The organism is Serratia proteamaculans (genome assembly GCF_008830365.1).
Lineage (GTDB): Bacteria > Pseudomonadota > Gammaproteobacteria > Enterobacterales > Enterobacteriaceae > Serratia > Serratia proteamaculans.
This window is the reverse complement of sequence record NZ_WBKI01000007.1, coordinates 48,467-73,073: the sequence shown is the minus strand read 5'-3', so window position 1 is coordinate 73,073 and position 24,607 is coordinate 48,467. Positions and strand designations below refer to the sequence as shown.

General features: G+C 56.2%; 18 protein-coding genes and 3 tRNA genes. 11 read left to right on the top strand and 10 right to left on the bottom strand.

The features are described from left to right. The first annotated feature begins 71 nt into the window (after window positions 1-71). Genes ptrA through recD form a run of 3 tightly spaced genes read left to right on the top strand, consistent with a single transcriptional unit; the run spans window position 72 to window position 8,355 of the window. On the top strand, window positions 72-2,960 hold the full coding sequence (gene ptrA / locus F8R23_RS20360) for a pitrilysin (RefSeq protein ID WP_129937117.1): 2,889 nt from the start codon (window positions 72-74) through the stop codon (window positions 2,958-2,960). After that, on the top strand, window positions 2,957-6,508 hold the full coding sequence (recB, locus tag F8R23_RS20355) for an exodeoxyribonuclease V subunit beta (protein ID WP_129937084.1): 3,552 nt from the start codon (window positions 2,957-2,959) through the stop codon (window positions 6,506-6,508). Before ptrA ends, recB begins: the two co-directional genes overlap by 4 nt. Beyond that, on the top strand, window positions 6,505-8,355 hold the full coding sequence (gene recD / locus F8R23_RS20350) for an exodeoxyribonuclease V subunit alpha (protein WP_151415936.1): 1,851 nt from the start codon (window positions 6,505-6,507) through the stop codon (window positions 8,353-8,355). Before recB ends, recD begins: the two co-directional genes overlap by 4 nt. Before the next feature lie 42 nt (window positions 8,356-8,397). Here recD and argA read toward each other — a convergent pair whose 3' ends face one another. Further along, on the bottom strand, window positions 8,398-9,723 hold the full coding sequence (argA, locus tag F8R23_RS20345) for an amino-acid N-acetyltransferase (RefSeq protein WP_112347412.1): 1,326 nt from the start codon (window positions 9,721-9,723) through the stop codon (window positions 8,398-8,400). 240 nt (window positions 9,724-9,963) lie between these two features. Between argA and amiC the strand changes: the two genes are divergently transcribed. Beyond that, on the top strand, window positions 9,964-11,217 hold the full coding sequence (amiC, locus tag F8R23_RS20340; RefSeq protein ID WP_099064992.1) for an N-acetylmuramoyl-L-alanine amidase AmiC: 1,254 nt from the start codon (window positions 9,964-9,966) through the stop codon (window positions 11,215-11,217). A 105-nt stretch (window positions 11,218-11,322) separates the two neighbouring features. Here amiC and F8R23_RS20335 read toward each other — a convergent pair. The 3 genes from F8R23_RS20335 to F8R23_RS20325 form a co-directional block, all read right to left on the bottom strand. After that, window positions 11,323-11,399, bottom strand: a tRNA-Met gene (locus F8R23_RS20335). A 64-nt stretch (window positions 11,400-11,463) separates the two neighbouring features. Beyond that, window positions 11,464-11,540: transfer RNA gene (locus F8R23_RS20330), tRNA-Met, on the bottom strand. Between the two features lie 63 nt (window positions 11,541-11,603). Further along, window positions 11,604-11,680 (bottom strand) — tRNA-Met (locus F8R23_RS20325). A 213-nt stretch (window positions 11,681-11,893) separates the two neighbouring features. Between F8R23_RS20325 and mltA the strand changes: the two genes are divergently transcribed. Both mltA and tcdA read left to right on the top strand, forming a co-directional pair. After that, the gene (mltA, locus tag F8R23_RS20320) at window positions 11,894-13,039 is read left to right on the top strand and encodes a murein transglycosylase A (RefSeq protein WP_129937087.1); all 1,146 of its coding nucleotides are present in this window, start codon (window positions 11,894-11,896) and stop codon (window positions 13,037-13,039) included. A 71-nt stretch (window positions 13,040-13,110) separates the two neighbouring features. Next, window positions 13,111-13,917: a tRNA cyclic N6-threonylcarbamoyladenosine(37) synthase TcdA gene (gene tcdA / locus F8R23_RS20315; protein WP_012146512.1), complete on the top strand. Its 807-nt coding sequence runs from the start codon at window positions 13,111-13,113 to the stop codon at window positions 13,915-13,917. On the opposite strand, the gene csdE is transcribed toward tcdA, so the two are convergent. Both csdE and csdA read right to left on the bottom strand, forming a co-directional pair. Further along, complete coding sequence (csdE, locus tag F8R23_RS20310) at window positions 13,908-14,342, bottom strand: cysteine desulfurase sulfur acceptor subunit CsdE (protein ID WP_112347231.1); 435 nt, start codon at window positions 14,340-14,342, stop codon at window positions 13,908-13,910. The genes tcdA and csdE overlap by 10 nt on opposite strands. A gap of 18 nt (window positions 14,343-14,360) precedes the next feature. Continuing rightward, window positions 14,361-15,566: a cysteine desulfurase CsdA gene (csdA, locus tag F8R23_RS20305; RefSeq protein ID WP_151415960.1), complete on the bottom strand. Its 1,206-nt coding sequence runs from the start codon at window positions 15,564-15,566 to the stop codon at window positions 14,361-14,363. A gap of 194 nt (window positions 15,567-15,760) precedes the next feature. Here csdA and F8R23_RS20300 point away from each other — a divergent pair, with 194 nt between their 5' ends. The 4 genes from F8R23_RS20300 (at window position 15,761) to rlmM (ending at window position 18,837) form a co-directional block, all read left to right on the top strand. Then, window positions 15,761-15,985, top strand: a complete 225-nt coding sequence (locus F8R23_RS20300) for a YgdI/YgdR family lipoprotein (protein ID WP_085118562.1) — start codon at window positions 15,761-15,763, stop codon at window positions 15,983-15,985. A gap of 391 nt (window positions 15,986-16,376) precedes the next feature. Then, entirely contained in the window at window positions 16,377-17,294 is a 918-nt protein-coding gene (locus F8R23_RS20295; protein ID WP_085118561.1) for a transcriptional regulator GcvA, read from the top strand. A 51-nt stretch (window positions 17,295-17,345) separates the two neighbouring features. Next, on the top strand, window positions 17,346-17,741 hold the full coding sequence (locus F8R23_RS20290) for a DUF423 domain-containing protein (RefSeq protein WP_099064996.1): 396 nt from the start codon (window positions 17,346-17,348) through the stop codon (window positions 17,739-17,741). Then, the gene (gene rlmM / locus F8R23_RS20285) at window positions 17,734-18,837 is read left to right on the top strand and encodes a 23S rRNA (cytidine(2498)-2'-O)-methyltransferase RlmM (RefSeq protein WP_099064997.1); all 1,104 of its coding nucleotides are present in this window, start codon (window positions 17,734-17,736) and stop codon (window positions 18,835-18,837) included. Before F8R23_RS20290 ends, rlmM begins: the two co-directional genes overlap by 8 nt. Window positions 18,838-18,869: 32 nt before the next feature. On the opposite strand, the gene xni is transcribed toward rlmM, so the two are convergent. The 3 genes from xni to queF all read right to left on the bottom strand — a co-directional run bounded on the left by xni (window position 18,870) and on the right by queF (window position 22,113). Further along, a complete protein-coding gene (gene xni, locus F8R23_RS20280; protein ID WP_151415935.1) occupies window positions 18,870-19,625 on the bottom strand; it encodes a flap endonuclease Xni in 756 nt (251 codons plus the stop codon). Window positions 19,626-19,687: 62 nt separating this feature from the next. Further along, window positions 19,688-21,052: a nucleotide 5'-monophosphate nucleosidase PpnN gene (ppnN, locus tag F8R23_RS20275; RefSeq protein ID WP_112347229.1), complete on the bottom strand. Its 1,365-nt coding sequence runs from the start codon at window positions 21,050-21,052 to the stop codon at window positions 19,688-19,690. Window positions 21,053-21,267: 215 nt separating this feature from the next. Then, the gene (gene queF / locus F8R23_RS20270; RefSeq protein WP_129937860.1) at window positions 21,268-22,113 is read right to left on the bottom strand and encodes an NADPH-dependent 7-cyano-7-deazaguanine reductase QueF; all 846 of its coding nucleotides are present in this window, start codon (window positions 22,111-22,113) and stop codon (window positions 21,268-21,270) included. A gap of 63 nt (window positions 22,114-22,176) precedes the next feature. Here queF and syd point away from each other — a divergent pair, with 63 nt between their 5' ends. After that, the gene (gene syd, locus F8R23_RS20265; protein ID WP_129937090.1) at window positions 22,177-22,728 is read left to right on the top strand and encodes a SecY-interacting protein; all 552 of its coding nucleotides are present in this window, start codon (window positions 22,177-22,179) and stop codon (window positions 22,726-22,728) included. A gap of 619 nt (window positions 22,729-23,347) precedes the next feature. Here the strand turns inward: syd and F8R23_RS20260 are convergent. Then, window positions 23,348-24,586 carry an MFS transporter gene (locus F8R23_RS20260; protein ID WP_151415934.1) on the bottom strand — a complete coding sequence of 413 codons (1,239 nt, stop codon included), beginning with the start codon at window positions 24,584-24,586 and terminating at the stop codon, window positions 23,348-23,350. Window positions 24,587-24,607 lie beyond the last annotated feature (21 nt).

Here is a 24,607-nt window from a genome sequence, read left to right as displayed (position 1 = left end):
GTTGTTTTTATGTACGTCGTCAACGTCAGGGATGTGGCGCGACGGCGTCAGAATAGGGGTTCATTTTGGATATGCGCAGACAGTTGGCCCGCATCACCGGGTTAGTATTAGTGGTTATGTTTTGGGCGCCGTTGAGCTGGGCCGCACAGGGATGGCAACCGCTGGCGGAGAAGATCAACAAAAGCGATCACGATCCGCGTCAGTATCAGGCGATCAAGTTGGCGAACGGCATGACAGTGCTGTTGGTTTCCGACGCTCAGGCACCGAAATCACTAGCGGCGCTGGCGCTGCCGGTCGGCTCGCTGGAAGATCCGAACAGTCAGCTAGGGTTGGCGCACTACCTGGAGCACATGGTGCTGATGGGATCCAAACGCTACCCGCAGGCGGAGAATCTGGCGGAGTTCCTGAAGAAACACGGTGGCAGCCATAACGCCAGCACCGCTTCTTATCGCACCGCGTTCTATTTGGAAGTGGAAAACGACGCGCTGGCCCCGGCGGTAGACCGCATGGCGGACGCTATCGCCGAACCGCTGCTGGAGCCGGGCAATGCCGATCGTGAACGTAACGCGGTTAATGCCGAGCTGACAATGGCGCGTTCACGCGACGGAATGCGCATGGCGCAGGTCGGGGCAGAAACGCTGAACCCGGCACACCCCAGTGCGCGTTTCTCAGGCGGTAACCTTGATACCTTAAAAGACAAGCCGGGCAGCAAGCTGCACGATGAGCTGACGGCATTCTACCAACGCTATTATTCCGCCAATCTGATGATGGGGGTGCTGTACAGCAACCAGCCATTGCCGGAACTGGCTGAACTGGCGGCCAAAACTTTTGGCCGGGTGCCTAACCGTGACGCCAGCGTACCGCCGATCAAAGTCCCGGCGGTCACTCCTGAACAGCAGGGCATCATTATTCACTATGTCCCGGCCCAGCCGCGCAAGCAGCTGAAAGTGGAATTTCGCATTGACAATAACAGCGCTGAATTCCGCAGCAAGACCGATACCTACATCAGTTACCTGATTGGCAACCGCAGCCAAAATACCCTGTCTGACTGGCTGCAAAAGCAGGGGCTGGCGGATGCCATCAATGCCGGGGCCGATCCTATGGTGGATCGCAACGGCGGCGTATTCTCAATCAGTGTCTCATTGACCGATAAAGGCTTGGCCAAGCGTGACGAAGTTGTCGCCGCCATCTTTAACTATCTGAAAATGTTGCGCAGCGAAGGCATCAAGCAAAGCTATTTTGATGAGATCTCCCACGTATTGAATCTGGATTTCCGCTATCCGTCGATCACCCGTGATATGGATTACATCGAATGGCTGGTGGATACCATGCTGCGCGTGCCGGTCGAACATACGCTGGACTCGCCTTATCTGGCCGACCGCTATGACGCCAAGGCGATCGCCGAACGTCTGGACGCCATGACGCCACAGAATGCGCGGATCTGGTTCGTCAGCCCGAATGAGCCGCATAACAAGATGGCCTACTTCGTCAATGCGCCTTATCAGGTCGATAAAATCACCCCGCAGCGCTTTGAACAGTGGCAGCAACTGGGTAAAGGGATCAGCCTGTCGTTACCCACGCTGAACCCGTATATTCCGGATGATTTCAGTCTGACCAAGCCTTCACACGAGTTTAAAAAACCGGAGATGGTGGTCGACCAACCGGGCCTGCGTGTGTTGTATATGCCGAGCCGTTACTTTGCCGATGAGCCTAAGGCTGACGTCACAGTGGCGTTCCGCAATGCAAAAACCATGGATTCTGCACGCAACCAGGTGTTGTTCTCTTTGACGGACTATCTGGCAGGGATTTCGCTGGATCAACTGAGCTACCAGGCTTCGGTTGGCGGGCTGAGTTTCTCAACCTCGCCGAACAACGGTCTGGAGTTCAACGCCAACGGCTTTACCCAGCGCTTGCCGCAACTGCTGACTTCCCTGATCGAGGGCTACTCGAGCTTTACGCCGACCGAAGATCAACTGGCGCAGGCCAAGTCCTGGTATCTGGAACAGTTGGATTCCGCCGAGAAGGGCAAAGCGTTTGAGCTGGCGATCCAGCCGGTGCAGATGGTTTCTCGCGTGCCTTACTCAGAACGCATTGAGCGCCGCGAGGTGCTGAAAACCCTGACGCTGAAAGATGTGCTGGCCTACCGTGACAGCCTGCTGGCTGAGGCGACGCCGGAGTTGTTGGTGGTGGGCAATATGAGTAAGCAACAGGTGGATACCCTGGCCTCCACGCTGAAACACCGTCTGGGTTGTACCGGTGTTGAATGGTGGCATGGCGAAGACGTTGAAGTGACTAAAAGCCAGTTGGCCAATCTGCAGCGGGCAGGCAGCAGCACCGACTCGGCGCTGGCGGCAGTGTATGTGCCGACCGGCTACGACGAAGTGACCGGCATGGCTTACAGTTCGCTGCTTGGCCAAATTATCCAGCCATGGTTCTACAGCCAATTGCGTACTCAGGAACAGCTGGGCTACGCGGTGTTTGCTTTCCCGATGTCCGTCGGCCGTCAGTGGGGGATTGGTTTCCTGCTGCAAAGTAACAGCAAGCAACCGGCGTACCTGTATCAGCGCTATCAGGATTTCTACCCGAAAACCGAGAAACGCCTGCGCGAGATGAAACCGGCGGACTTCGAGCAGTATAAGCAGGCGATGATCAACGAATTGAAGCAGCGTCCACAAACCCTGAGCGAAGAAGCCGGCCGTTTCTCCAATGACTTCGACCGTGGCAACTTCGCATTTGATACCCGTCATAAGCTGATTGAGCAAATCAAACAGCTGACGCCGACTAAACTGGCGGATTATTTCCACCAGGCGGTGATTAAGCCGCAGGGGTTGGCGGTGCTGTCGCAGGTGAGTGGTAGTGGGCAAGAGAAGGCGGATTATGCGGTGCAGCCGAACTGGGTGACTTATCCAAACGCCTCTGCGCTGCAGAAAACTCTGCCGCGTAAGGTGGCGACACCATGACAGAGACCGCCCCGCAGCGGCTTGACCCGTTAACGTTGCCGCTGTTTGGCGAGCGGCTGATAGAAGCGTCGGCGGGGACCGGTAAAACCTTTACTATTGGCGCGCTGTATTTGCGCCTGCTGCTTGGCTTGGGCCAGGCAGCGGCCTTTCCCCGGCCGCTGACGGTTGAGGAGATCCTGGTGGTGACCTTTACCGAAGCCGCCACCGAGGAGCTGCGCGGGCGTATCCGTAGCAATATCCATGGATTACGCATTGCCTGCGTGCGCGGCACCAGTAAGAATCCGTTATTTAACGCGTTAATGGCGGAAATTGACGATCTGCCCGATGCCGCCGCGCAGCTGCTGGCTGCCGAACGGCAGATGGACGAAGCGGCAATCTACACTATCCACGGTTTTTGCCAGCGTATGCTGACCCACAACGCCTTCGAGTCCGGCATTCTGTTTGAGCAAACGCTGGTGCAGGATGAACTGCCGCTGCGCCGCCAGGCCTGTGCGGACTTTTGGCGTCGCCATTGTTATCCGTTGCCGATTGGTGTTGCCCGGGCGGTGAGCCAGGAATGGAGCGGCCCGGAAGCGCTGCTGGCCGATCTTTCCGGCTACCTGCACGGCGAAGCACCCATGCTGCGTCGGCCGCCGAAGGATGAAGAAACGGTGCTGATGCGCCATGAGCAAATTGTGGCGCGCATTGACGCCATTAAAGCGCAGTGGCTCGCTGCAGCGGGCGATCTGGAAGCGTTGATCAGCCAGTCCGGCGTTGATAAGCGCAGTTACAGCAGCAAGCATCTGCCCAACTGGCTGCATAAGGTGGGTGAATGGGTGGTGCTGGAAACTCAGGACTATCAACTGCCGAAAGAGCTGGATAAATTCCGCCAGTCGGTACTGCTGGATAAAACCAAAAAAGGCGAGCCGCCACGGCATGCGCTGTTTGTGGCGATCGACGAACTGTTCGATGAACCGCTGACGTTACGTGACTTGATCATGGCGCGGGCGTTGAGCGAGATACGGTTGTCCATTCAGCAGGAGAAGCGTCAGCGCGCCGAACTGGGCTTTGACGATCTGTTAAGCCGACTGGATAGCGCATTGCAGAGTGACGGTGGAGAACGGTTGGCGCAGGCGATCCGCCAGCGTTACCCGGTAGCGATGATCGATGAGTTCCAGGATACCGATCCCCAGCAATACCGCATCTTCCAAAAACTCTATGTCGGCAGGCCAGAATGTGGCCTGCTGCTGATCGGCGACCCCAAGCAGGCGATTTACGCCTTCCGTGGTGCCGACATTTTTACCTATATGCGCGCCCGTTCAGAGGTAAGCGCCCACTATACACTTGAAACCAACTGGCGCTCGTCCCCGTCGATGGTGGGCAGCGTTAACCATCTGTTTGCTCAGGTGGAAAAACCCTTCCTGTTCGGCCAAATTCCCTTTATTGAAGTTGCCGCCGCTGAGAAAAACCGGGGGTTGGCGTTTGAGCTGCAAAACCAACCGCAGCCGGCGATGCAGTTTTGGCTGCAGCAAGGGGAAGGTGTTGGCGTTAGTGAGTACCAACAATTGATGGCACGCCTGTGCGCCACGCAAATCCGCGATTGGCTCAGTGCCGGGCAAGACCAGCAGGCCTGGCTGGTGGACGGAGAAAAACGGCGGGCAGTAGAGGCGTCAGACATTACCGTACTGGTGCGCAGCCGCAATGAGGCGGCGTTAGTGCGTGATGCCCTGAGTGCGCTGGCCATACCTTCGGTTTATCTATCCAACCGTGACAGCGTATTCGATACACCAGAGGCCAAAGATCTGCTGTGGCTGCTGCAGGCGGTACTGGCACCGGAGCAGGAACGCACGCTGCGCAGTGCCATGGCGACCGGGCTGATGGGGCTGGATGCACCAATGCTGGACGGATTGAACCAGGATGAGCGCGCCTGGGATGCGCTGGTCAATGAGTTCGACAAATACCGAACGCTCTGGCTGCGCCGCGGCGTGTTGCCGATGCTGCGTGAAGTGATGAATCAGCGTCATCTGGCGGAAAACCTGTTGGCCAGCCTCGGTGGTGAGCGTCGGTTAACCGACGTGATGCATTTGGGGGAACTGTTGCAGGAAGCCTCCGCACAGCTCGACAGCGAACATGCGCTGGTGCGTTGGTTGGCACAGCAGATTTCCCAGCCCAACCGGCAGTCCGATAACCAGCAACTGCGGCTGGAAAGCGACCGACATCTGGTGCAGGTGATCACCATCCATAAATCTAAAGGCCTGGAGTTCGATCTGGTGTGGTTGCCGTTCGTCGGCAATTTCCGCCAGCAGCAACAGGTGCTGTACCACGATCGCCAGAGTTTCCAGGCCTTGCTGGATCTCAACGCCGATGAACAAAGTCTCGAATGGGCGGAGGAGGAACGGCTGGCAGAAGATCTACGTCTGTTGTATGTCGCGCTGACCCGTTCGGTGTACCACTGCAGCATTGGCATTGCGCCATTGATTCAAGGCACCCGCAAGAAACAGGGTGATACCGATTTACACCGCAGCGCGCTGGGTTATCTGGTGCAGTCCGGCCAGGCAGGCGATGCGGCTTATCTGCAGCAATGCCTGCAACAGCTGGCCGGAGAAGGCGTTGCGCTGTCGCTGGTAGAAACGCTGGACGAGCAGCCCTGGCTGCCGCAAACGCCGGCCTTGACTGAGCTGGCGGCGAAGCACTTCCCGCGTCAGGTACAGGATTTCTGGCGGGTGACCAGTTATACCGGCCTGCAACAACATGGCGCGGGCCTGATGCAGGATTTGTTGCCACGGCTGGATGTCGATGCCGCCGGCGAAAAAGCTCAGGAGAGTGAGCCAGCGCTCACACCGCATACCTTCCCACGGGGGGCCGGTCCGGGGACCTTCCTGCACAGCCTGTTTGAAACACTCGATTTTACCCAACCGCTCGATGAGGCGTGGTTGCTGGAGCAGTTGCAACAGCAAGGGTTTGCCGATCACTGGCAACCGATACTACTGGCGTGGATGCAGGTGCTGTTGAACACGCCGCTTAATGATACCGGTGTCGTGTTAACGGCGCTGGTACCGCAGCATAAACAGGCCGAGCTGCAGTTTTATCTGCCGATTGGGCAGCTGTTGCAGGCGCATGAGCTGGATAAGCTGGTGAAAAGCTACGATCCCCTTTCTGCTCGCTGCCCTGAATTGGATTTCCAACAGGTGCAGGGGATGCTGAAAGGGTTTATCGACCTGGTATTCTGCTGGCAGGGGAAATATTACCTGCTGGACTACAAATCCAACTGGCTGGGTGAAGACAGCAGTGCCTATACCCAACCGGCGATGGCGCAGGCGATGGCAGAACACCGTTATGACCTGCAATATCAGCTATATACGTTGGCGCTGCACCGCTATCTGCGCCATCGGTTGCCGGATTATGATTATCAGCGGCACTTCGGCGGGGTGATTTATCTGTTCCTGCGCGGTGTGGATGCACAGCATCCGGGTAATGGCATTTTCGCCTGCCGCCCGGAGGCGCAATTGGTGGAAGGCATGGATTTGTTATTCAGCGGTGAGGCTCTTGTGGCAGAGGATGAATCATGATCGCGCTACTGGAACAGGCGCAGGCACTCGGCGTGTTGCGCCCGCTGGATCTGCAGTTCGCCCGTGTGGTGGCCGGGAGCGACGAGCCGGAGATGCTGCTGGCTGCGGCCTGCCTCAGCGCAGAGGCCGGTGCGGGTCATGTCTGTCTGATGCTGGAACAGCTGCTGCCGGAAAATCTCTTTGACGGGCGTCAGCCGGAGCTGGCACAGGCCGCATGGTTGGCGGCAGGGCAGTTGGATGTGGCCGGTTGGCAGCGGCGTCTGTCGGCCAGTGCGGCGGTGGGCGATGGCAGTACCGCGATGCCGATGGTGTTGCAACAGCAGCGATTGTATCTGCAGCGTATGTGGCAGAACGAGGGTGAGGTGGCCGAGTTTATCAGTAGCGACAGCCTGCCTCAGGCGGTTGAAGAAGCCGAACTGCGCGCCATTCTCGACCAATTATTTGGCAAAGCGACTGATGAACCCGACTGGCAGAAAATTGCGGCAGCAGTGGCCGCGACGCGACGCATTGCGGTGATTTCTGGTGGGCCGGGCACCGGTAAGACCACCACTGTCGCCAAATTACTGGCGGCGCTGGTGCAGCTTGCCGAGGGCCGCCGTTTACGTATTCAGTTGGCGGCGCCTACCGGCAAAGCAGCAGCGCGTTTAACGGAATCGTTAGGCAGTGCGGGCAAACAACTGGCGTTAACCCCGGAGCAGCGTGCGCTGTTCCCCACCGAAGCCTCCACGCTCCATCGCCTGCTGGGCGCTCAGCCCAACAGTCAGCGCATGCGTTATCACAGTGGTAACCGACTGCATCTGGATGTTCTGGTGGTCGATGAGGCTTCAATGGTCGACTTGCCAATGATGGCGCGTTTGATTGCCGCCTTGCCCGCTCAGGCGCGGGTGATCTTCCTGGGCGATCGCGATCAACTGGCTTCGGTAGAGGCTGGGGCGGTACTGGGAGATATCTGCCGCTTTGCCGAGCAGGGTTACAGCGTGGCGCGCGCAGAGCAACTCTCTCGGCTAACCGGCTGTCTGTTGAAGGGCGAAAGTGCCCAGGCGGAGGCCGCAGTGCGCGACAGTCTGTGTCTGCTGCGCAAAAGCTATCGCTTTGATGCCAACTCGGGCATTGGCCAACTGGCCTCTGCGGTGAATACCGGCAATGGCAAGCTTGCACTGGCGGCACTCGACGGCCGTTTCAGTGACGTTAGCGGTTATCCGTTGGCGGAAACGCAAGACTATCAGGCGCTGCTGGATGCCTGCGTGACGGGCTATCGTGATTATCTGCAGCAGGTGGTCGCAGGTGCGGACGCGGTGGCGGTGCTGGCGGCGTTTGGTCGTTTCCAGGTGCTGTGTGCGCTGCGAGAGGGGCCCTTCGGTATTGCTGGGTTAAACGAACGCATTGAGACGGGGCTGCAACGCGCCGGTCTGATCCAACGCAAGCCGGGGGCCGCAGGGCGTTGGTATTCCGGTCGTCCGGTGATGATTGGTCGCAATGACAGCGCTCTGGGGCTGTTTAACGGCGATATCGGCATTGCCTTGCGGGATGAGACCGGCGAGCTACGTGTTCACTTCCAACTGCCGGACGGCAGCATTAAGTCGGTGCAGCCGAGCCGTTTACCAGCGCATGAAACCGCTTATGCAATGACGGTGCACAAGTCGCAGGGCTCGGAGTTTGATCACACGGTACTGGTATTACCCAATCATTTCCTGCCGGTACTAACGCGTGAATTGGTGTACACCGCGATCACCCGTGCTCGCAGGCAGCTTTCATTGTATGCCATCGATGCGGTTTTGATGCGAGCCATTCGTACCCCCACCCAGCGTCGCAGCGGGTTGGCGGAGCGGTTACAGATCACCGCCTGAGTGAGAGTGAGCAGGGGCGCAGCATGCTGCGCCCACCAAGGATTACAGGTCCGCCAGCAGAATTTTGGAACGACGTTGATAGTTGTACAGCGCCTGTTTCTCAACCGGCAGCACGTCGACTTCCGCCGGTGTGAAACCACGCTCCTGGAACCAGTGGATGCTGCGCGTAGTCAGGACAAACAGTTTACGCAGGCCCATCTGGCGCGCCTGGCTCTCCACCCGCTGTAACAGCATTTCCCCCCGTGACGAACTGCGGTAGTCGGGATGAACCGCGACGCAGGCCATCTCGCCGATTTTCTCTTCCGGGAACGGATACAATGCCGCACAGGCGATGGTCAGGTTATCGCGTTCAATAATGGTGAACTTGTCGATCTCCATCTCCAATTGTTCACGTGAGCGACGCACCAAAATACCCTGTTGCTCGAGCGGGCGGATCAGCTCGAGGATGCCACCGATGTCGTTAATCGTCGCCCGGCGCACCTGTTCAGCGCTCTCCATAACGATCTGGGTGCCAATACCATCGCGTGAGAACAGTTCCTGTACCAGCGCACCGTCTTCCTGATAGCTGATCAGGTGGCTGCGGCGAACACCGCTGCGGCAGGCCTTCACGGCGCCGCGCAGGAAGCGCACGGTGCCAGAGTGGTAGTCGCCGTTCTCTTCCAGTTCTTCAATGCGTTTTTGCGCGTCGTTGGGGAACAGTTCGGAAATGATGGTGCCTTCCTGATTGGTCACCCCCTGGGATGAACAGAAGCCGATCATTTTCTCGGCCTTCAGCTTGATCGCCAACTGAGTCGCCACTTCTTCAGAGGTCAGGTTAAAGCTTTCACCGGTGACGGAAACGGCAACCGGGCCAATCAGTACGATAGCGTTACTGTCGAGCTGACGGTGGATGGCTTCTTCATCAATACGGCGAATGCGTCCGCTGTGGCAGTAGTCCACACCGTCATCAATACCCAGCGGCTGAGCGATGATAAAGTTACCGCTGACCACGTTGATATGCGCGCCCTGCAGTGGCGTGTTGTTGAGGCTCATTGACAGCCGGGCGGTGATATCCAGTTGCAGCAGACCCGCCGCCTGTTTAACCAATTCCAGCGTATGGGCGTCGGTGACGCGGGTATGCTTGTGATAAATCGGTTCGAGATTATGCTGCGCCAGATTGACGTCGATCTGTGGCCGCGCGCCATAAACCACCACCAAACGGATCCCCAGGCTATGCAGTAGCCCAACATCGTTAACGATGTTGGCAAAGTTCTCATGTTCTATGGCTTCCCCACCCAGCATAACGACAAACGTCTTGCCACGGTGGGCATTAATATAGGGAACTGAGTGACGGAATCCTTGGACCAGCTCTGTACTACGTTCCTTCACGGCCAAACCTCATTTGCATATTTATACGATATTTTTGTATTTTTATTCTTTTATAGCCCTAATGGCAAGTGAGAAATTGTCTCTATTTCTTTGCCATGGGCGTTGAGTCGTTAATAAATTGAAAAACCATAAAAAGATTTTCTGATGACAGCGCCGGAATGATTGGTTAAAGTTTTCGGCATTCCTATTTGACCGGTGTTTTTTTCATCTGTTTGAATCTGTTACCACTGCCGGAGTCGCATGCCAAACTCAAATCACAATCTGGGCCGCCGTCGTTTATTGCAGGGGGTTGCCGCAAGCTGGTTGCTGAGTGTGAGTCGCGTAGGCGTCGCCGCCTCATCGCATGTCATCGCCGTACGCGTCTGGCCTTCCTCCACCTATACCCGGGTGACGCTCGAATCTAACGTTGAACTGAAATATAAGCAGTTTGCGCTGACCAATCCCGACCGTGTGGTGGTGGATATCGAGGGCGTGCAGCTCAATAGCGTGCTGAAGGGTATTGTGGGGCAGGTACGTGCCGACGATCCCTACCTGAAACAGGCGCGTGTCGGTCAGTTTGATCAAAATACCGTCCGGCTGGTGCTGGAGCTTAAACGCAGCGTCAGCCCGCACATGTTTACCCTGGCGCCGGTGCCGGAATACCGCAATCGTCTGGTGATGGACTTGTATCCTAGCAAGGGCGGCAGTGGCGAAGATTATGATCCGTTGTTGGCGTTACTGGAAGATTACAACAAGGGCGATCTTGAGCGTACTTTGCCGGCGGAAGCACCACAGGCCGGTAAGGCAGGGCGCGATCGACCTATTGTCATCATGCTGGATCCCGGCCACGGCGGCGAAGATCCAGGCGCTATAGGTAAATTCAAAACGCGTGAAAAAGACATCGTATTGCAGATTGCCCGCCGGCTAAGCACGCTAATCAAGCGTGAGCCGAACATGAAAGTGTTTATGACGCGCAATGAAGACGTGTTCATTCCGCTGAAGGTGAGGGTGGCGAAGGCGCGTAAGCAACGTGCTGACCTGTTTGTGTCGATCCACGCCGATGCCTTTACCAGCCGGGCTGCGCGTGGCTCATCGGTCTTTGCATTGTCGACCAAAGGTGCCACCAGTTCGGCGGCGAAGTTCCTGGCGCAGACCCAGAACGAATCGGATCAAATTGGCGGCGTCAGCAAGAGTGGTGACCGCTATCTGGATCACACCATGTTTGATCTGATACAAACGGCGACCATCAATGACAGCCTGAAATTCGGTAAGGAAGTGCTAAACCGGATGAGTAAAATTAACCGTTTGCATAAGAATCGGGTCGATCAGGCCGGTTTTGCGGTATTAAAAGCGCCGGACATCCCTTCTATTTTGGTTGAGACAGCGTTTATCAGCAATATAGAAGAAGAGCGCAAGCTGCGCACTACGCATTTCCAGCAGCAGGTGGCGGAATCTATTCTGGCGGGTATCAAGGCGTACTTTGCCAACGGCGGGGCGGCCGCGCGCAGAGGATAAAGCTAAAGTGGGAACGGCTGGACTGGGCGGGTGCCCGGTCGGCTTTTGGCGGATTTCAGATACAAAAAAACACCCGTTAAGGTGCTTATCTGTAGTCATTAAGATTGGTTGCGGGGGCCGGATTTGAACCGACGACCTTCGGGTTATGAGCCCGACGAGCTACCGGGCTGCTCCACCCCGCGTCCGTCTTAATGCTTGTATTATCGAAACCAACATTTCATATGATACCGCTGGTACAGTATCGGTTGGTTGCGGGGGCCGGATTTGAACCGACGACCTTCGGGTTATGAGCCCGACGAGCTACCAGGCTGCTCCACCCCGCGTCCGTATAATACTTTTTCATCGAATCCAACACGTTACTTGATACTGCCTCTGGCAATATCGGTTGGTTGCGGAGGCCGGATTTGAACCGACGACCTTCGGGTTATGAGCCCGACGAGCTACCAGGCTGCTCCACCCCGCGTCCGATGGAAGCGCACTATACTCTCCGTGCATTTTGTTGCAACCCTTTTTGCATTTAATTGAACTAAAACAGTCTTTCTGCTGGATTAGTCCGCAATGTGCGTTCTTTTTCATCGTTATTGGCCGTATGGCTTTTTTTATTGGCGGCGATTCCTTTATCTATGGGCGTTTGTTATCGTTCGCCGGTAGATCATATATGTAGAGAGTGTGCGCGATGAAAGGACGTTGGGGCAAATACCTGCTGGGCGGGTTAATGGTAGCGGTACTGGCAGGCTGTTCTTCCAAGCCGACCGACCGGGGACAACAATATAAGGACGGTCACCTGGATCAGTCGCTGGAGTTGGTGAATCAACCCAATGCCAAGGGCGTGCCGGTGAATGCCAAGGATTACTCGGATCAACTGATGGAGATTAAATACGCCTCTCCTTCACTCTTTAATCGCAACAACACCACCTTTCAGGCAGTACAAAGCTGGATGGCGTCCGGTGCCGATACTCGTACTCTGAACCAATACGGCCTCAGCGCTTATCAAATGGAAGGCGTGGACAGCTATGGCAACGTACAATTTACCGGTTACTACACGCCGGTGCTGCAGGCGCGCTACACCCAACAGGGTGAGTTCCGTTATCCGCTGTACCGCATGCCGCCAAAAGGTAAAGGCCGCCTGCCCGATCGCGCGGGCATTTACTCGGGCGCATTGGATGACCGCTATATTGTGGCGTACACCAACTCGCTGATGGACAACTTTATGATGGAAGTCCAGGGCAGCGGTTATGTGGATTACGGCAACGGTCAGCCGCTGGTGTTCTTCGGCTACGGCGGCAAGAACGGCCATGCCTATCGCAGTATCGGTAAAGTGTTGATCGATCGTGGCGAAGTGGCTAAAGCAGATATGTCGATGCAGGCGATTCGTCAATGGGCGGATACTCACAGCGCCGCCGAAGTACGTGAACTGTTGGAGCAAAACCCTTCTTTTGTCTTCTTCCGTCCAGAGTCCTTTGCGCCGGTACGGGGAGCCAGTGCCGTTCCGTTGGTCGCCAAGGCGTCGGTGGCTTCCGACCGTTCACTGATCCCGGCGGGCACCACGCTGCTGGCAGAAGTGCCGTTGCTGGACAACAAGGGTAAATTCACGGGAAAATATGAGATGCGCCTGATGGTAGCTCTGGACGTGGGTGGGGCGATCAAAGGCCAGCACTTCGATATGTACCAGGGCATCGGACCGGATGCCGGTCATTCGGCGGGTTTCTACAACCACTATGGCCGCGTTTGGGTGCTGAAGGGTGCTAACGTTAATGCGCCTTTGTTCACCGGCCAGACCCGTGGTGCTACTTCCGGCGGCTCGCTGTTGGTTACCCGCTAACGGCAACAATTGACCGCAAGGGCCGGACACTCCGGCCCTTATCATTTGCAATGTTAAGGTACTAAAGCGTTATGAGCACAGCCTATTCTGAAGCCTATCTGCAGCGTTTTGGCGGCACGGCACGTTTGTACGGTCAGCAGGCCCTGGCGCTGTTTGCCCAGGCGCACATTTGCGTGATTGGCATCGGCGGTGTGGGCTCCTGGGCGGCCGAGGCGCTGGCGCGCACCGGCATCGGTGCCATTACGCTGATTGATATGGATGATGTCTGTGTCACCAACACCAACCGCCAAATCCACGCGCTGCGTCAGCATGTGGGCCAGTCAAAAACGGAAGTGATGGCGGAGCGCATTCTGGCGATCAACCCGGAGTGCCGGGTGACCTGCATTGACGACTTTATTACTGCGGACAACGTTGCCGAGCTGCTGAATAACAATTTTAGCTATGTCATCGATGCGATTGACAGCGTGCGACCGAAGGCCGCGCTGTTGGCCTATTGTCGTCGTTACAAGATCCCGGTGGTCACTACCGGCGGAGCAGGTGGTCAGATAGATCCGACCCAGATTGCAGTGGTCGATCTGGCCAAAACCATTCAGGATCCGCTGGCGGCCAAGCTGCGTGAGCGGTTGAAAAATGATTTTAACGTGGTGAAGAACAGCAAGGGCAAGCTGGGCATTGACTGCGTATTTTCCAGCGAGCCGTTGGTTTACCCACAGCCGGATGGCAGCGTTTGCGCGTCACGCAGTACCGCGGAAGGGCCAAAACGTATGGATTGCAGTGCGGGATTTGGTGCGGCAACCATGGTGACCGCGACCTTTGGTTTTGTCGCCGTTTCCCATGCGCTGAAGAAGATGGTGGCGAAAGCCGCGCGTCAGGCGTAGCGAGCTGCCATTTCCTTCACGGCAGCGGCCAGCGCTGCCAGTCCGCTGGCGCGGGTGGCACTGAGCTGAGCACGTAATGCCAGTTGCTCGAACAGTGCCAGGGGATCTATCGTTGCGATCTGCTGTGGCGTTTTTCCTTCTACCGCCGTTAGCAGTACCGCCAACAGGCCGCGTACGATACGACCTTCGCTGTCACCGTAAAAGTGCAACGTGCCGTCCGCCAGTAACTGATGCCCCAGCCAGACCCGATTTTCACAGCCACTCAATTCCATTTCCGCTGCGCGTAATGCCTCTGGCAGCGGCGGCAATTGTTTCGCCAGCATGATCAGTTGGCGATAACGATCTTCCCACTGCTTCAGCACGGTAAATTTATCTATCAACGCTTCGCCGGTTATTTCGCGGCCAAAGGGGTGGGGGGCAAGCATAACTTCTCCAGGATTCATTTAGTCGGCCAGCAGGTCGATGGCGTTTTGCAGTGCGGCCACCAGGGCATCGACATCTTCCATTGCGTTGTAGGGGGCAAAGGAGGCGCGCAGCGTCCCGCTGACGCCGAGCGCTGCCATCAGCGGCTGGGCGCAGTGTTGACCGGCACGCAGCGCGATACCTTGTTCTGCCAGCAGGGTGACGATATCGCTGTGATGGATCCCGGCAATATCAAACGCCAGCAAGCTGGAGCCAGAACAACGGAAGCTGCGGAACCCCGGCAGTTGCGTCAGTCGTTGCTCGGCAAGGTTGGCCAGTTCGCGGCTGTATTGCTCGGCTGCCGCCAGATCCTGCTCACCAAGCCACTCCAATGCGGCGGCCAGCCCCAGCACACCGGCGATATTTGGCGTGCCGGCTTCAAAACAGTGCGGTGGTTTTTGCGGCGTGAAGCCTTCAAAGGACGCTTGAGTCAACATCTTGCCGCCGCCTTGCCAGGGGGCCATCTGCGCCAGCAATTCGCTTTTACCGTATAGCGCACCGATGCCGGTCGGGCCATACAGCTTATGGCCGGAGAAGGCATAGAAATCAATGTTCAGCCGCTGAACGTCAGCCGGGCAGTGGACTATGCCTTGAGCGCCGTCGATCATCACCCGGGCACCGGCACCGTGGGCTAGCCGAATGGTCAACTCCAGATCCGGACAACCGCCGGTGACGTTAGACATTTGGCCCAGCGCCAGCAGGCGAGTTTTATCGCTCAGCAGGCTTGGCAACTGCGCCAGATCTGGCAGGCGGTCAGCGCCAAGCGGCAATTTCACCACCCGTGCACCGGTTTGTTCCGCCACCATCAACCAGGGGATCAAATTGGCGTGGTGTTCGGCTTCGCTCACCAGAATTTCGTCACCCGGTTGCAGGCGGGGGCGGGCATAGCTTTGAGCCACCAAATTGATCGCTTCGGTGGTACCACGGGTCCAGATAATGTCATCGGCCGAAGGGGCATTGATCAGCGTCGCAACCTGTTGGCGCGCCTGCTCGAAACGCGCGGTCAGATCCTGTGCGGCCCGGTGCTGGCTGCGGTGTACGGTGGCGGCGTCGTCACGGTAAAACTGCTGCGTAGCGGCGATGACCGCCAGCGGTTTCAACGCGGTGGCGGCGCTGTCGAGATAAATGCCCGCTTGCTGCAAGGCAGGAAACTGATTACGAAAGGCGATGGGATTAAAAGGTGTCATACCCTGATTGTCACTGGCTTGAGTCAATGGCTGATCCTGTCCTATTTTATCGTCAGAGACAAGCTATCCCGCATATTAGGATTCATCGTCTGGAAATTATAGGCAAGTTTGTTATGCTGTTAGGTGCGCACTAAGTCATGGCGTTAAATAACATAAAAGGTTTTTACAGCATTTTAAACTACAAGGAGTCCACAATGAAGAAAACAGCCGCAGTTATCTCTGCCCTGATGCTAACGTTTACCCTGGCCGCCTGTTCCAGCAACTACGTGATGCAGACCAATGATGGACGCACCATTGTCGCTAAAGGAAAACCCGCGTTGGATAACGACACCGGCATGATCAGCTATAAAGATGCCAACGGCGTTGAGCAGCAGATCAACCGCTCGGACGTGAAGGAAATGGTTGAAAGCGACCAGTAATCTCGGCCCAAAATGGGCAAAAAAAAGCACCGCAAAGCTTGCGGTGCTGCATAAAATCACTATGGACAGACAGGGTAAATGTACAGGAAGTGAAAAACAGTAGCTTAGCTACCACGTCTGGATTGCCAGACAATTTGCAAACACAACATCACAACCACAAGCCAAAAGTTCATCGGCGTCCTCGACACCCACTCCCTTTTCGTTCCGGCCCGGGAAGTGCCGCCACTATAGGTATTTACTGGCGCATGCTCAACGGACAATTTATAATGGCTCGGATTAAAAAAACTAATGGTAGCGCTTGGCTGTCTGGTGCCTATCGCACGGCAGATAACGCCGCCTGATTTTTTATGCCGAATCACTCGGATTATTGTTACACAAAAGTAGCTAATAAATGTCTAAACGCTTACCACCTCTTAATGCACTGCGGGTCTTTGACGCGGCTGCCCGTCACCTGAGTTTTACCAAAGCGGCAGAAGAACTGTTTGTCACCCAGGCCGCGGTGAGTCACCAGATCAAGTCGCTGGAGGACTTCCTCGGCCTGAAGCTGTTTCGACGCCGTAACCGCTCGCTGTTGCTGACGGAAGAAGGGCAAAGTTATTACCTGGATATCAAGGAAATCTTCACCTCTATTAATGAGGCGACACGCAAGCTGCAGGCACGCAGTGCCAAGGGGGCATTAACCGTCAGTTTGCCCCCAAGTTTTGCTATTCAGTGGTTGGTGCCACGGCTGTCAGGCTTTAACTCAGCTTATCCGGGAATCGATGTCCGTATCCAGGCGGTAGACCGTGAAGAAGACAAGCTGGCGGATGATGTCGACGTGGCTATTTTCTACGGTCGCGGCAACTGGACCGGGTTGCGAGCCGAACGTTTATACGCGGAATATCTGTTGCCGGTGTGTTCGCCCAGCCTGCTGACCGGAGAACATGCGTTAAAAGTGACGAGCGATCTGGCTTATCACACGCTACTGCATGATACTTCACGCCGCGACTGGTTGGCCTATACCCGTCAGTTGGGGTTACAGCACATCAACGTGCAACAGGGGCCGATTTTCAGTCACAGCGCCATGGTGGTTCAGGCGGCGGTGCATGGTCAGGGGATCGCGCTGGTCAATAATGTGATGGCGCAGACCGAGATCGAAGCCGGGCGGCTGGTCTGTCCCTTTAACGAAGTATTGGTCAGTAAAAATGCTTTTTATCTGGTATGTCATGACAGTCAGGCAGAACTGGGTAAAATAGCCGCCTTTCGTCAATGGATCCTGGCACGGGCAGCCAGCGAACAAGAAAAGTTTCGCTTTCGCTACGAACAATAAGGCCGGTCGCCGTGTTGTCGCAGCCGGCTTTTTCAATAAAGGTAAATAACGATGAGCAGTCGTTCAATGCTGATTTTTGCCGCTATCAGCGGCTTTGTATTTGTTGCTCTGGGCGCGTTTGGCGCACATGTATTAAGTGGCACCTTGGGTGCCAACGAGATGGTCTGGATCCGTACCGGGCTGGACTATCAGGGGTTCCATACTTTGGCGATCCTGGCACTGGCGGTGGCAATGCAACGCCGCGTCAGCCTGTGGTTTTATTGGAGTGGGGCGCTGTTGGCGCTCGGCACCGTACTGTTCAGCGGCAGTCTGTACTGTCTGGCGCTGTCACACCTGAAGTTCTGGGTTTACATCACGCCGATTGGCGGCGTGTGTTTCCTGATCGGTTGGGCATTGATGTTGATTGGCGCTTTGCGTCTGAGGAAAAAGGCCGAGCGCCATGAATAGACTTGCGTTGTATTGCCGTCAAGGCTTTGAAAAAGAGTGCGCGGCAGAAATTACCGCCAAGGCAGCCGAGCTGGAAATATTCGGTTTTGCCAGAGTGAAAGATAACAGCGGTTATGTGCTGTTCGAGTGCTATCAGCCTGATGATGCCGATCGTCTGGCGCGGGAAATCCCGTTCCGTGAACTGATTTTTGCCCGTCAGATGCTGGTGGTTGGCGAGTTGCTGCGTGATTTGCCGCCGGAAGACCGCGTGTCACCGATTGTCGGCATGTTGATGGGCGTGGTCGATCGTGGCGGTGAGCTGCGAGTGGAAGTGCCGGACACCAACGAAAGCAAAGAGCTGCTGAAGTTCTGCCGCAAGCTGACGGTGCCATTGCGCGCGGCGATGCGTGAGCAGAAGGTGTTGATGGCGCGAGAAAACAAGACCCGTCCAGTGGTTCACGTATTCTTTATCGCGCCGGGTTGCTGCTATGTGGGTTACTCCTTCAGCAACAACAACTCCCCGTTCTATATGGGCATTCCGCGCCTGAAGTTCCCGTCCGATGCGCCGAGCCGTTCTACTCTGAAGCTGGAAGAAGCGTTTCACGTGTTCATTCCTGCCGATGAATGGGAAGAACGTTTGGGCAGCGGCATGCATGCGGTCGATCTGGGCGCCTGTCCGGGTGGCTGGACCTATCAACTGGTGCAACGCAGCATGATGGTGCATGCGGTGGATAATGGCACCATGGCGCAGAGCCTGATGGATACCGGCCAGGTGACGCATCACCGCGCCGACGGCTTCAAATATGAACCCTCCAGCAGCAAGATTTACTGGCTGGTGTGTGACATGGTGGAGAAACCGGCGAAGGTGACCAGCTTGATGATCCAGTGGCTGGTGAAAGGCTGGTGTCGTGAGGCGATCTTCAACCTGAAACTGCCGATGAAAAAACGTTACGAAGAGGTTTCGCAGAACCTGCTGTCGATCAAGGAAGCGTTGGATGCGGCGGGGATCAGCTCAGAAATTCATGCCAAACAGCTGTATCACGATCGTGAAGAAGTCACTATCCACGTCCGCCGTATGTGGTCGGCCGTGGCGGGGCGTCGTGACGAACGTGAATAATCGATAAGGCGTTGCTTGTGCTGCGCCCAGATTTAAACCGGTAACCGCAGTTGCTGCAGGTTGCCGGTTAACGTCAGATCGGTTCGCAAGGTCGCGACCCTTTTACTGACATAGGCTATCTCGCGGTGCTGTTGCAGTTTACCGCGCCATTTCTCCGGCACCTGTTCCAAACCCTGATACACTCCATCCAGCGAACCTGCCTGCTGTAGCAGCAATACCGCCGTCTTCGGTCCAATACCGGCCACGCCAGGGATTTTGCTGCTGCTTATTCCCGCGAGCCCCCAGTAATCCGTCAATTGTTGTGGCGATACGCCAAACTCTTGCTGCACAAAGGGCATGTCCAGCCAGCGTTTTTGAAAGTAATCGCGGATCTGCACGCTGGGCGCCAGCAGTTGGCAATAGCCTTTGTCGGTGGATACAATCGTCACCTGATGGCCGCCGCCTGCTATCTTGGCGGTCAGCGTTGCCGCCAGATCGTCCGCTTCATTCCCCGGAGAATGCCAACAGGCAACGCCAAGCGATTCAAATGCCTGCCGCAGCTGCGGCATTTCCTGCTGCAAATTGTCCGGCATCGGCGAACGCCCCGCCTTGTAGTCGGGCAGAATTTGGTGACGCCAGCTTGTACTGCGGTCATCTTCGTCAAACACCGCCACGGCGTGCGTTGGTCGACTGTGCTGGATCAACTGCTGCAGTGCGTGCTGGCAAGCATTCACACAGGGGGAACTCTGCACGGCGTGTATGCGGCGGATAAGGTTGAGGGCATCGACAATCAGTAGGTGTATAGGCATGGGCAACAACGTCAGGCATCAGAAAAAAGAAGGGCGGTTATTAGGCCGCCCGGGATGGCTTATTAAGCGACGATTTCGTAGCAGGGCACATAAGCGGTGCCCGGCAGTTTCATCCGGTGCTGGGCAACAAAGCCCTGCAACAGGCTGTCCATTTGCTTCATCATCTGCGGTTCGCCGTGCAGCTTGTACGGACCAAACTGTTCGATGGCATGAATGCCATTTTCTTTCACGTTACCGGCGACGATGCCGGAGAACGCACGGCGCAGCGCGGCAGCCAGCTGTTCGGCAGGCTGGTCCGGATACAGGTTGAGATTCGCCATATTTTCATGGCTTGGCTCAAACGGCAGCTGCAACTCTGGCGCGATGCGGATAGACCAGTTAAAGCTGTAGGCATCACCAGTATTACGGCGGTTTTCTTTCACCAGCGGCATGGCTTTTTTCATCTGACGCGCCACTTCGGCAGGATCGTCGATGATAATGCGGTAGTGACGGCGCGCTTCATCTCCCAGCGTGTTCATGATGAACTCATCCAGCACGTGGAAGTAGTTGGCGCTCTCTTTCGGCCCGGTGAGGATCAGCGGCAATACCTGCTCGCTGTTCTCCGGGTTCATCAGGATCCCCAGCAGATACAGCAGTTCTTCCGCCGTACCGACACCACCCGGGAAGATAATGATACCGTGGGCGATACGGACGAAGGCCTCCAGGCGTTTTTCAATGTCCGGCATGATCACCAGCTCATTGACCAACGGGTTTGGCGGTTCGGCGGCGATGATCGACGGCTCGGTCATGCCGATAAAGCGGCTGTTGTGGTAGCGCTGTTGCGCATGGCCTACGGCAGCACCTTTCATCGGCGCTTCCATGGCACCTGGCCCACAGCCGGTGCAGATATTCAGCTCGCGCAGGCCCAATTGGCTACCGACCTTGCGTGCGTACAGATATTCGTTTTCGTTGATCGAGTGCCCCCCCCAGCACACCACCAGATTAGGATCTTCATCGAGGTGCAGTGCACGGGCGTTACGCAGGATAGAGAACACCAGATTGGTAATGTGGGCCGAGTTTTCCAGATTCAGATGCTGGAAACGACCGGCGCTGTCGATCTGTCCGTGGACGAACAGGATATCGCGCAGCACGGCAAACAGGTTGGCCTGTAGCGAACGGATGATGCGACCATCGACAAAAGCGTCTTCCGGTGGATTCACCAGTTCAAGTTTGACCCCGCGCTCACGGCGCAGGACATTAATATCAAAGGTTTCATAGCGCGACAGCAGCTGTTTGCTGTTGTCGGTCTGGCTGCCGGAGTTCAGGACGGCCAGCGAACAGTTGCGGAACAAACGGTATAGATCGCTGCTGGCAGTACGCTTCAGCATGTCTACTTCCAGCTGCGACAGCAAATCCATAGAGCCAAGCGGGCTGATGTGTGTAATCAAGGTAACTCCTTTGCACCCGGAATGGGGCAGTAGTAATCCATACGCAGCAGAACAGCATCTCGTTATAGTGAGCGCACGGCGGCAACATCATTATGGGTTGGCCTGCCGGAATGCCCGGCATAGCGCCGAGCGCTGTTGATTTAACCTTACCGCCGTCCCCTGGTTTTTACCAATACAAACCGCTCGTTAGCTCAGTTGTTGAGCAATGCTTCGCACTATTGGCGCGCCAGACGACCATGTGATGGAACAAAGTCAGTGTTACTGCGCCATGGATTGATATCCAACCCACCTCGGCGGGTATAGCGTGCGTACACCGTCAGGCTCTGTGGTTGGCAGTAGCGCAGCAAATCGTTAAAGATGCGTTCGACACATTGTTCGTGGAATTCATTGTGATGACGGAAGGACACCAGATAACGCAGCAGCGCCTCGCGATCGATCTGCGCGCCACGATAATGGATTTGCACCGAACCCCAATCAGGCTGGTTGGTGATCAGGCAATTGGACTTTAACAGATGACTGACCAACCGTTCTTCCACCTGCTGGGAACCGGCGGCATTTTGCAGGTAATCGGCATTGAATTCGTAGTTATCGATGCGGATGTCCTGATGATCGATACATTCACCCTCTAACCGGGCGATCGGACTGCCTTCCAGTTGATCGACGCGGAACAATGAGACGCTGACCTCGCCCTGTGCGCAGGCGGACAAATCGCGTTGCAGGGTGCTGCGTACCGCCTCCCAGTCGCTGAACTGGGTTTGGTTAAAGCTGTTGAGGTAAAGTTTGAAGCTTTTGGATTCGATCAGGTTGATGCTGTCGGCATCAAGGCTGATCTCGCCGACGGCGACCTGCGGCAGGCCGTTATCGTTCAGCCAGGAGAGTTCATACAGCGTCCAGATATCGGCACCGTGGAACGGCAGGGTGTCCGGATATAATCCCAGCGGCTCCCGGTTCATACTGCGCGGCACCGCCTGCAGCAGCGTGGCGTCGTAATGGTCGCGGTACGCGGTGGCTTTACCCAGCGTTAGCGCCGACAGGGCATGGTGGTCTTGATATGAGGACATCTGCTGTCACCTTGGTGAGAGATAGGTACAATGGTCGCCAGTTTACCGTATGCGAGAAAAAATATGGACCATGATGTACCGCACGCCCTGCGTGAATTCACCCAGCGTTATGTTGATCTTTGGCAGCAAGAGCGTGGTCATGCCCCAGCCAGCCAGGATCTGTACGGCGTGCCGTCGCCTTGCCTGGTAGAAAATCGCGATGATGAAGTGCTGTGGTTGCCGCAGCCGTTTACCCCGGCGGCGACGCTGGAAAAGGTAGAGACGGCGCTCGAGCTGCGCTTGCAGCCGGACATCAACCTGTTTTATACCCAGCAGTATGCAGGCGACATGAGCGCGCAGTTCGGTGAGCACTACGTGACTCTGTTACAGGTTTGGAGCGAGAACGACTTTATTCGCCTGCAGGAAAACCTGATCGGCCATCTGGTGACACAAAAGCGCCTGAAGCTGTCGCCGACGCTGTTCCTGGCAACCACTGAATCAGAAATGACCATGGTCTCGCTGTGTAACGTCAGCGGCAAGGTGGTGCTGGAGCAGTTTGGCAGTGATAAACGCACTTTGCTGGCGGCTTCGTTGGGCAATTTCCTCGATGCATTGCGCCCGACGTTGGGTGTTTGAGGCCAATTACGGCGAGATCCGTGTGCGAGATCTCTCACACGGACTGTGAGAGATCGCTTTTAATTTTCCCCTCTCATTGGCTTGCATGGGGTTTATTGTTATCCAGATCAATTGGTTAGATTTTCTTTAGGATAACTCTTAGCGTTAATTTCCTGTCAGCCCGCCAGTAAGCCCTTGTGAACCCGGGATAATTAAGCGATCTTATGTTCACCGGAAGGGATACGGTGGAGCTGGAAAGCATCAGGATGATGCAGCTTCAGGATGAAGAAGTGGATGCGTTCAGTGAAGAGCGGAGGAAGGCGTCAGGAGATGCCAGGATGTTTCAGGATTGAAACCAGGGACACCTCCAGGATGGAGATTGAGAGCCGGCACAGGATGGTTGGCGGGTCATGAAGACTGAGGAACCGCGTCAGGATGATGCTACAGGATAGGGCCAGGATGGTTTTGGTCAGGATGGCCGCAGGAAAAGTTTTCAAGGATTGAGCAGGGAGCACACTGTGTAGCGGGACAGCTATAAAACGAACCGAGGGCACTGTTAGCGCAGTGCCCTCAACTTTTTATACAAGGTCAAGTTTTAAGCATCCAGGATGCTTACCCCTGCTCAAATCCATCTCAATTGTTAACCAATCGCCCCCAGCGTATCGCCATTGCCCTGCTTTTTCGGCAGCAGGAACAGTGTGGCATAGATATCCAGCAGATAAATAGCTGCCAGCAGGCTGATAGCCGCAGTGAAGGAAACCTGAGTCACCAGGGCGCCGATCACCAATGGCCCCAGCCCGCCGACGCCACGCCCCAGATTAAACAGGATGTTTTGCGCAGTGGCGCGTGCCTGAACCGGATAGGTATCGGAAATCAACGCGCCGTAGCCACCAATCATGCCGTTCACGAATAACCCCATCAGCGCGCCGGCAAACAGCATCAGCGTGGGGTCGCTAAGTTGTGCATAGACAACCACCATCACCACCGCACCGATCTGATAGCAGATAAAAATCTTCCAGCGGGTGAAGCGATCGGCCAACACGCCAAACAGCCAGATACCGAACGTCATGCCGATCACCGTGACTGCAGTCCACAGACCGGACTTGGTCAGGGAGAAACCGAAGTTTTTTGCCAGGTAAGTCGGCATCCAAATCATCAGTCCGTAATAACCGAAGTTTTGCACCGAGCACAAAATAAAAATGCCGATGCTGGCCTTGCTGGTGGCTCGGTCCTTGAACAGTAGCTGCACACGCTGAGTGAACGACAGCTGTTGGCCGCTGTTTTGCTGGCGGACAAACTCTTCCGGTTCACCCAGGGTGCGGCGGATCAGGAATGACACCAGTGCCGGCAGCAACCCGACCAGGAACATGCCACGCCAGCCGATATGCGCCAGCAGCAGTGGGGTGAGGAAGGCGGCCGCCAGCACGCCAAGTTGCCAGCCCATGCCCACATAGGCCGAGGCGCGATTGCGTTTTTCCGCCGGCCAGGCCTCGGCGATCAGTGCCATGCCGATACCAAATTCGCCACCGAGCCCGATGCCCGCCAGTGTGCGGTAGGCGAGCAAATCCCAGTAGCCCTGTGCCAACGCGCACAGACCGGTAAACAATGAGAACATCAGGATAGTGATGGTCAGCACCCGGATACGACCAAAGCGATCGCTGAGGTGGCCGAAAATCACGCCGCCCAGTACGGCACCGATCAACGTCCAGGTGACCAGTGAACCGGCGGCGGAGGAGCTTAGCCCCATTTCAATACTGATGGCCGGCAGCATAAAGCCGAGGATCAGCAGGTCAAAGCCGTCCATGGCGTAGCCGGTGACCGAAGCCAGCATGGCTTTGCCAGGCGTGGCGTGATTTTTTGTCGGTGTGATTGCGGGCATCTGTCTAATCTGTGTGGTTTA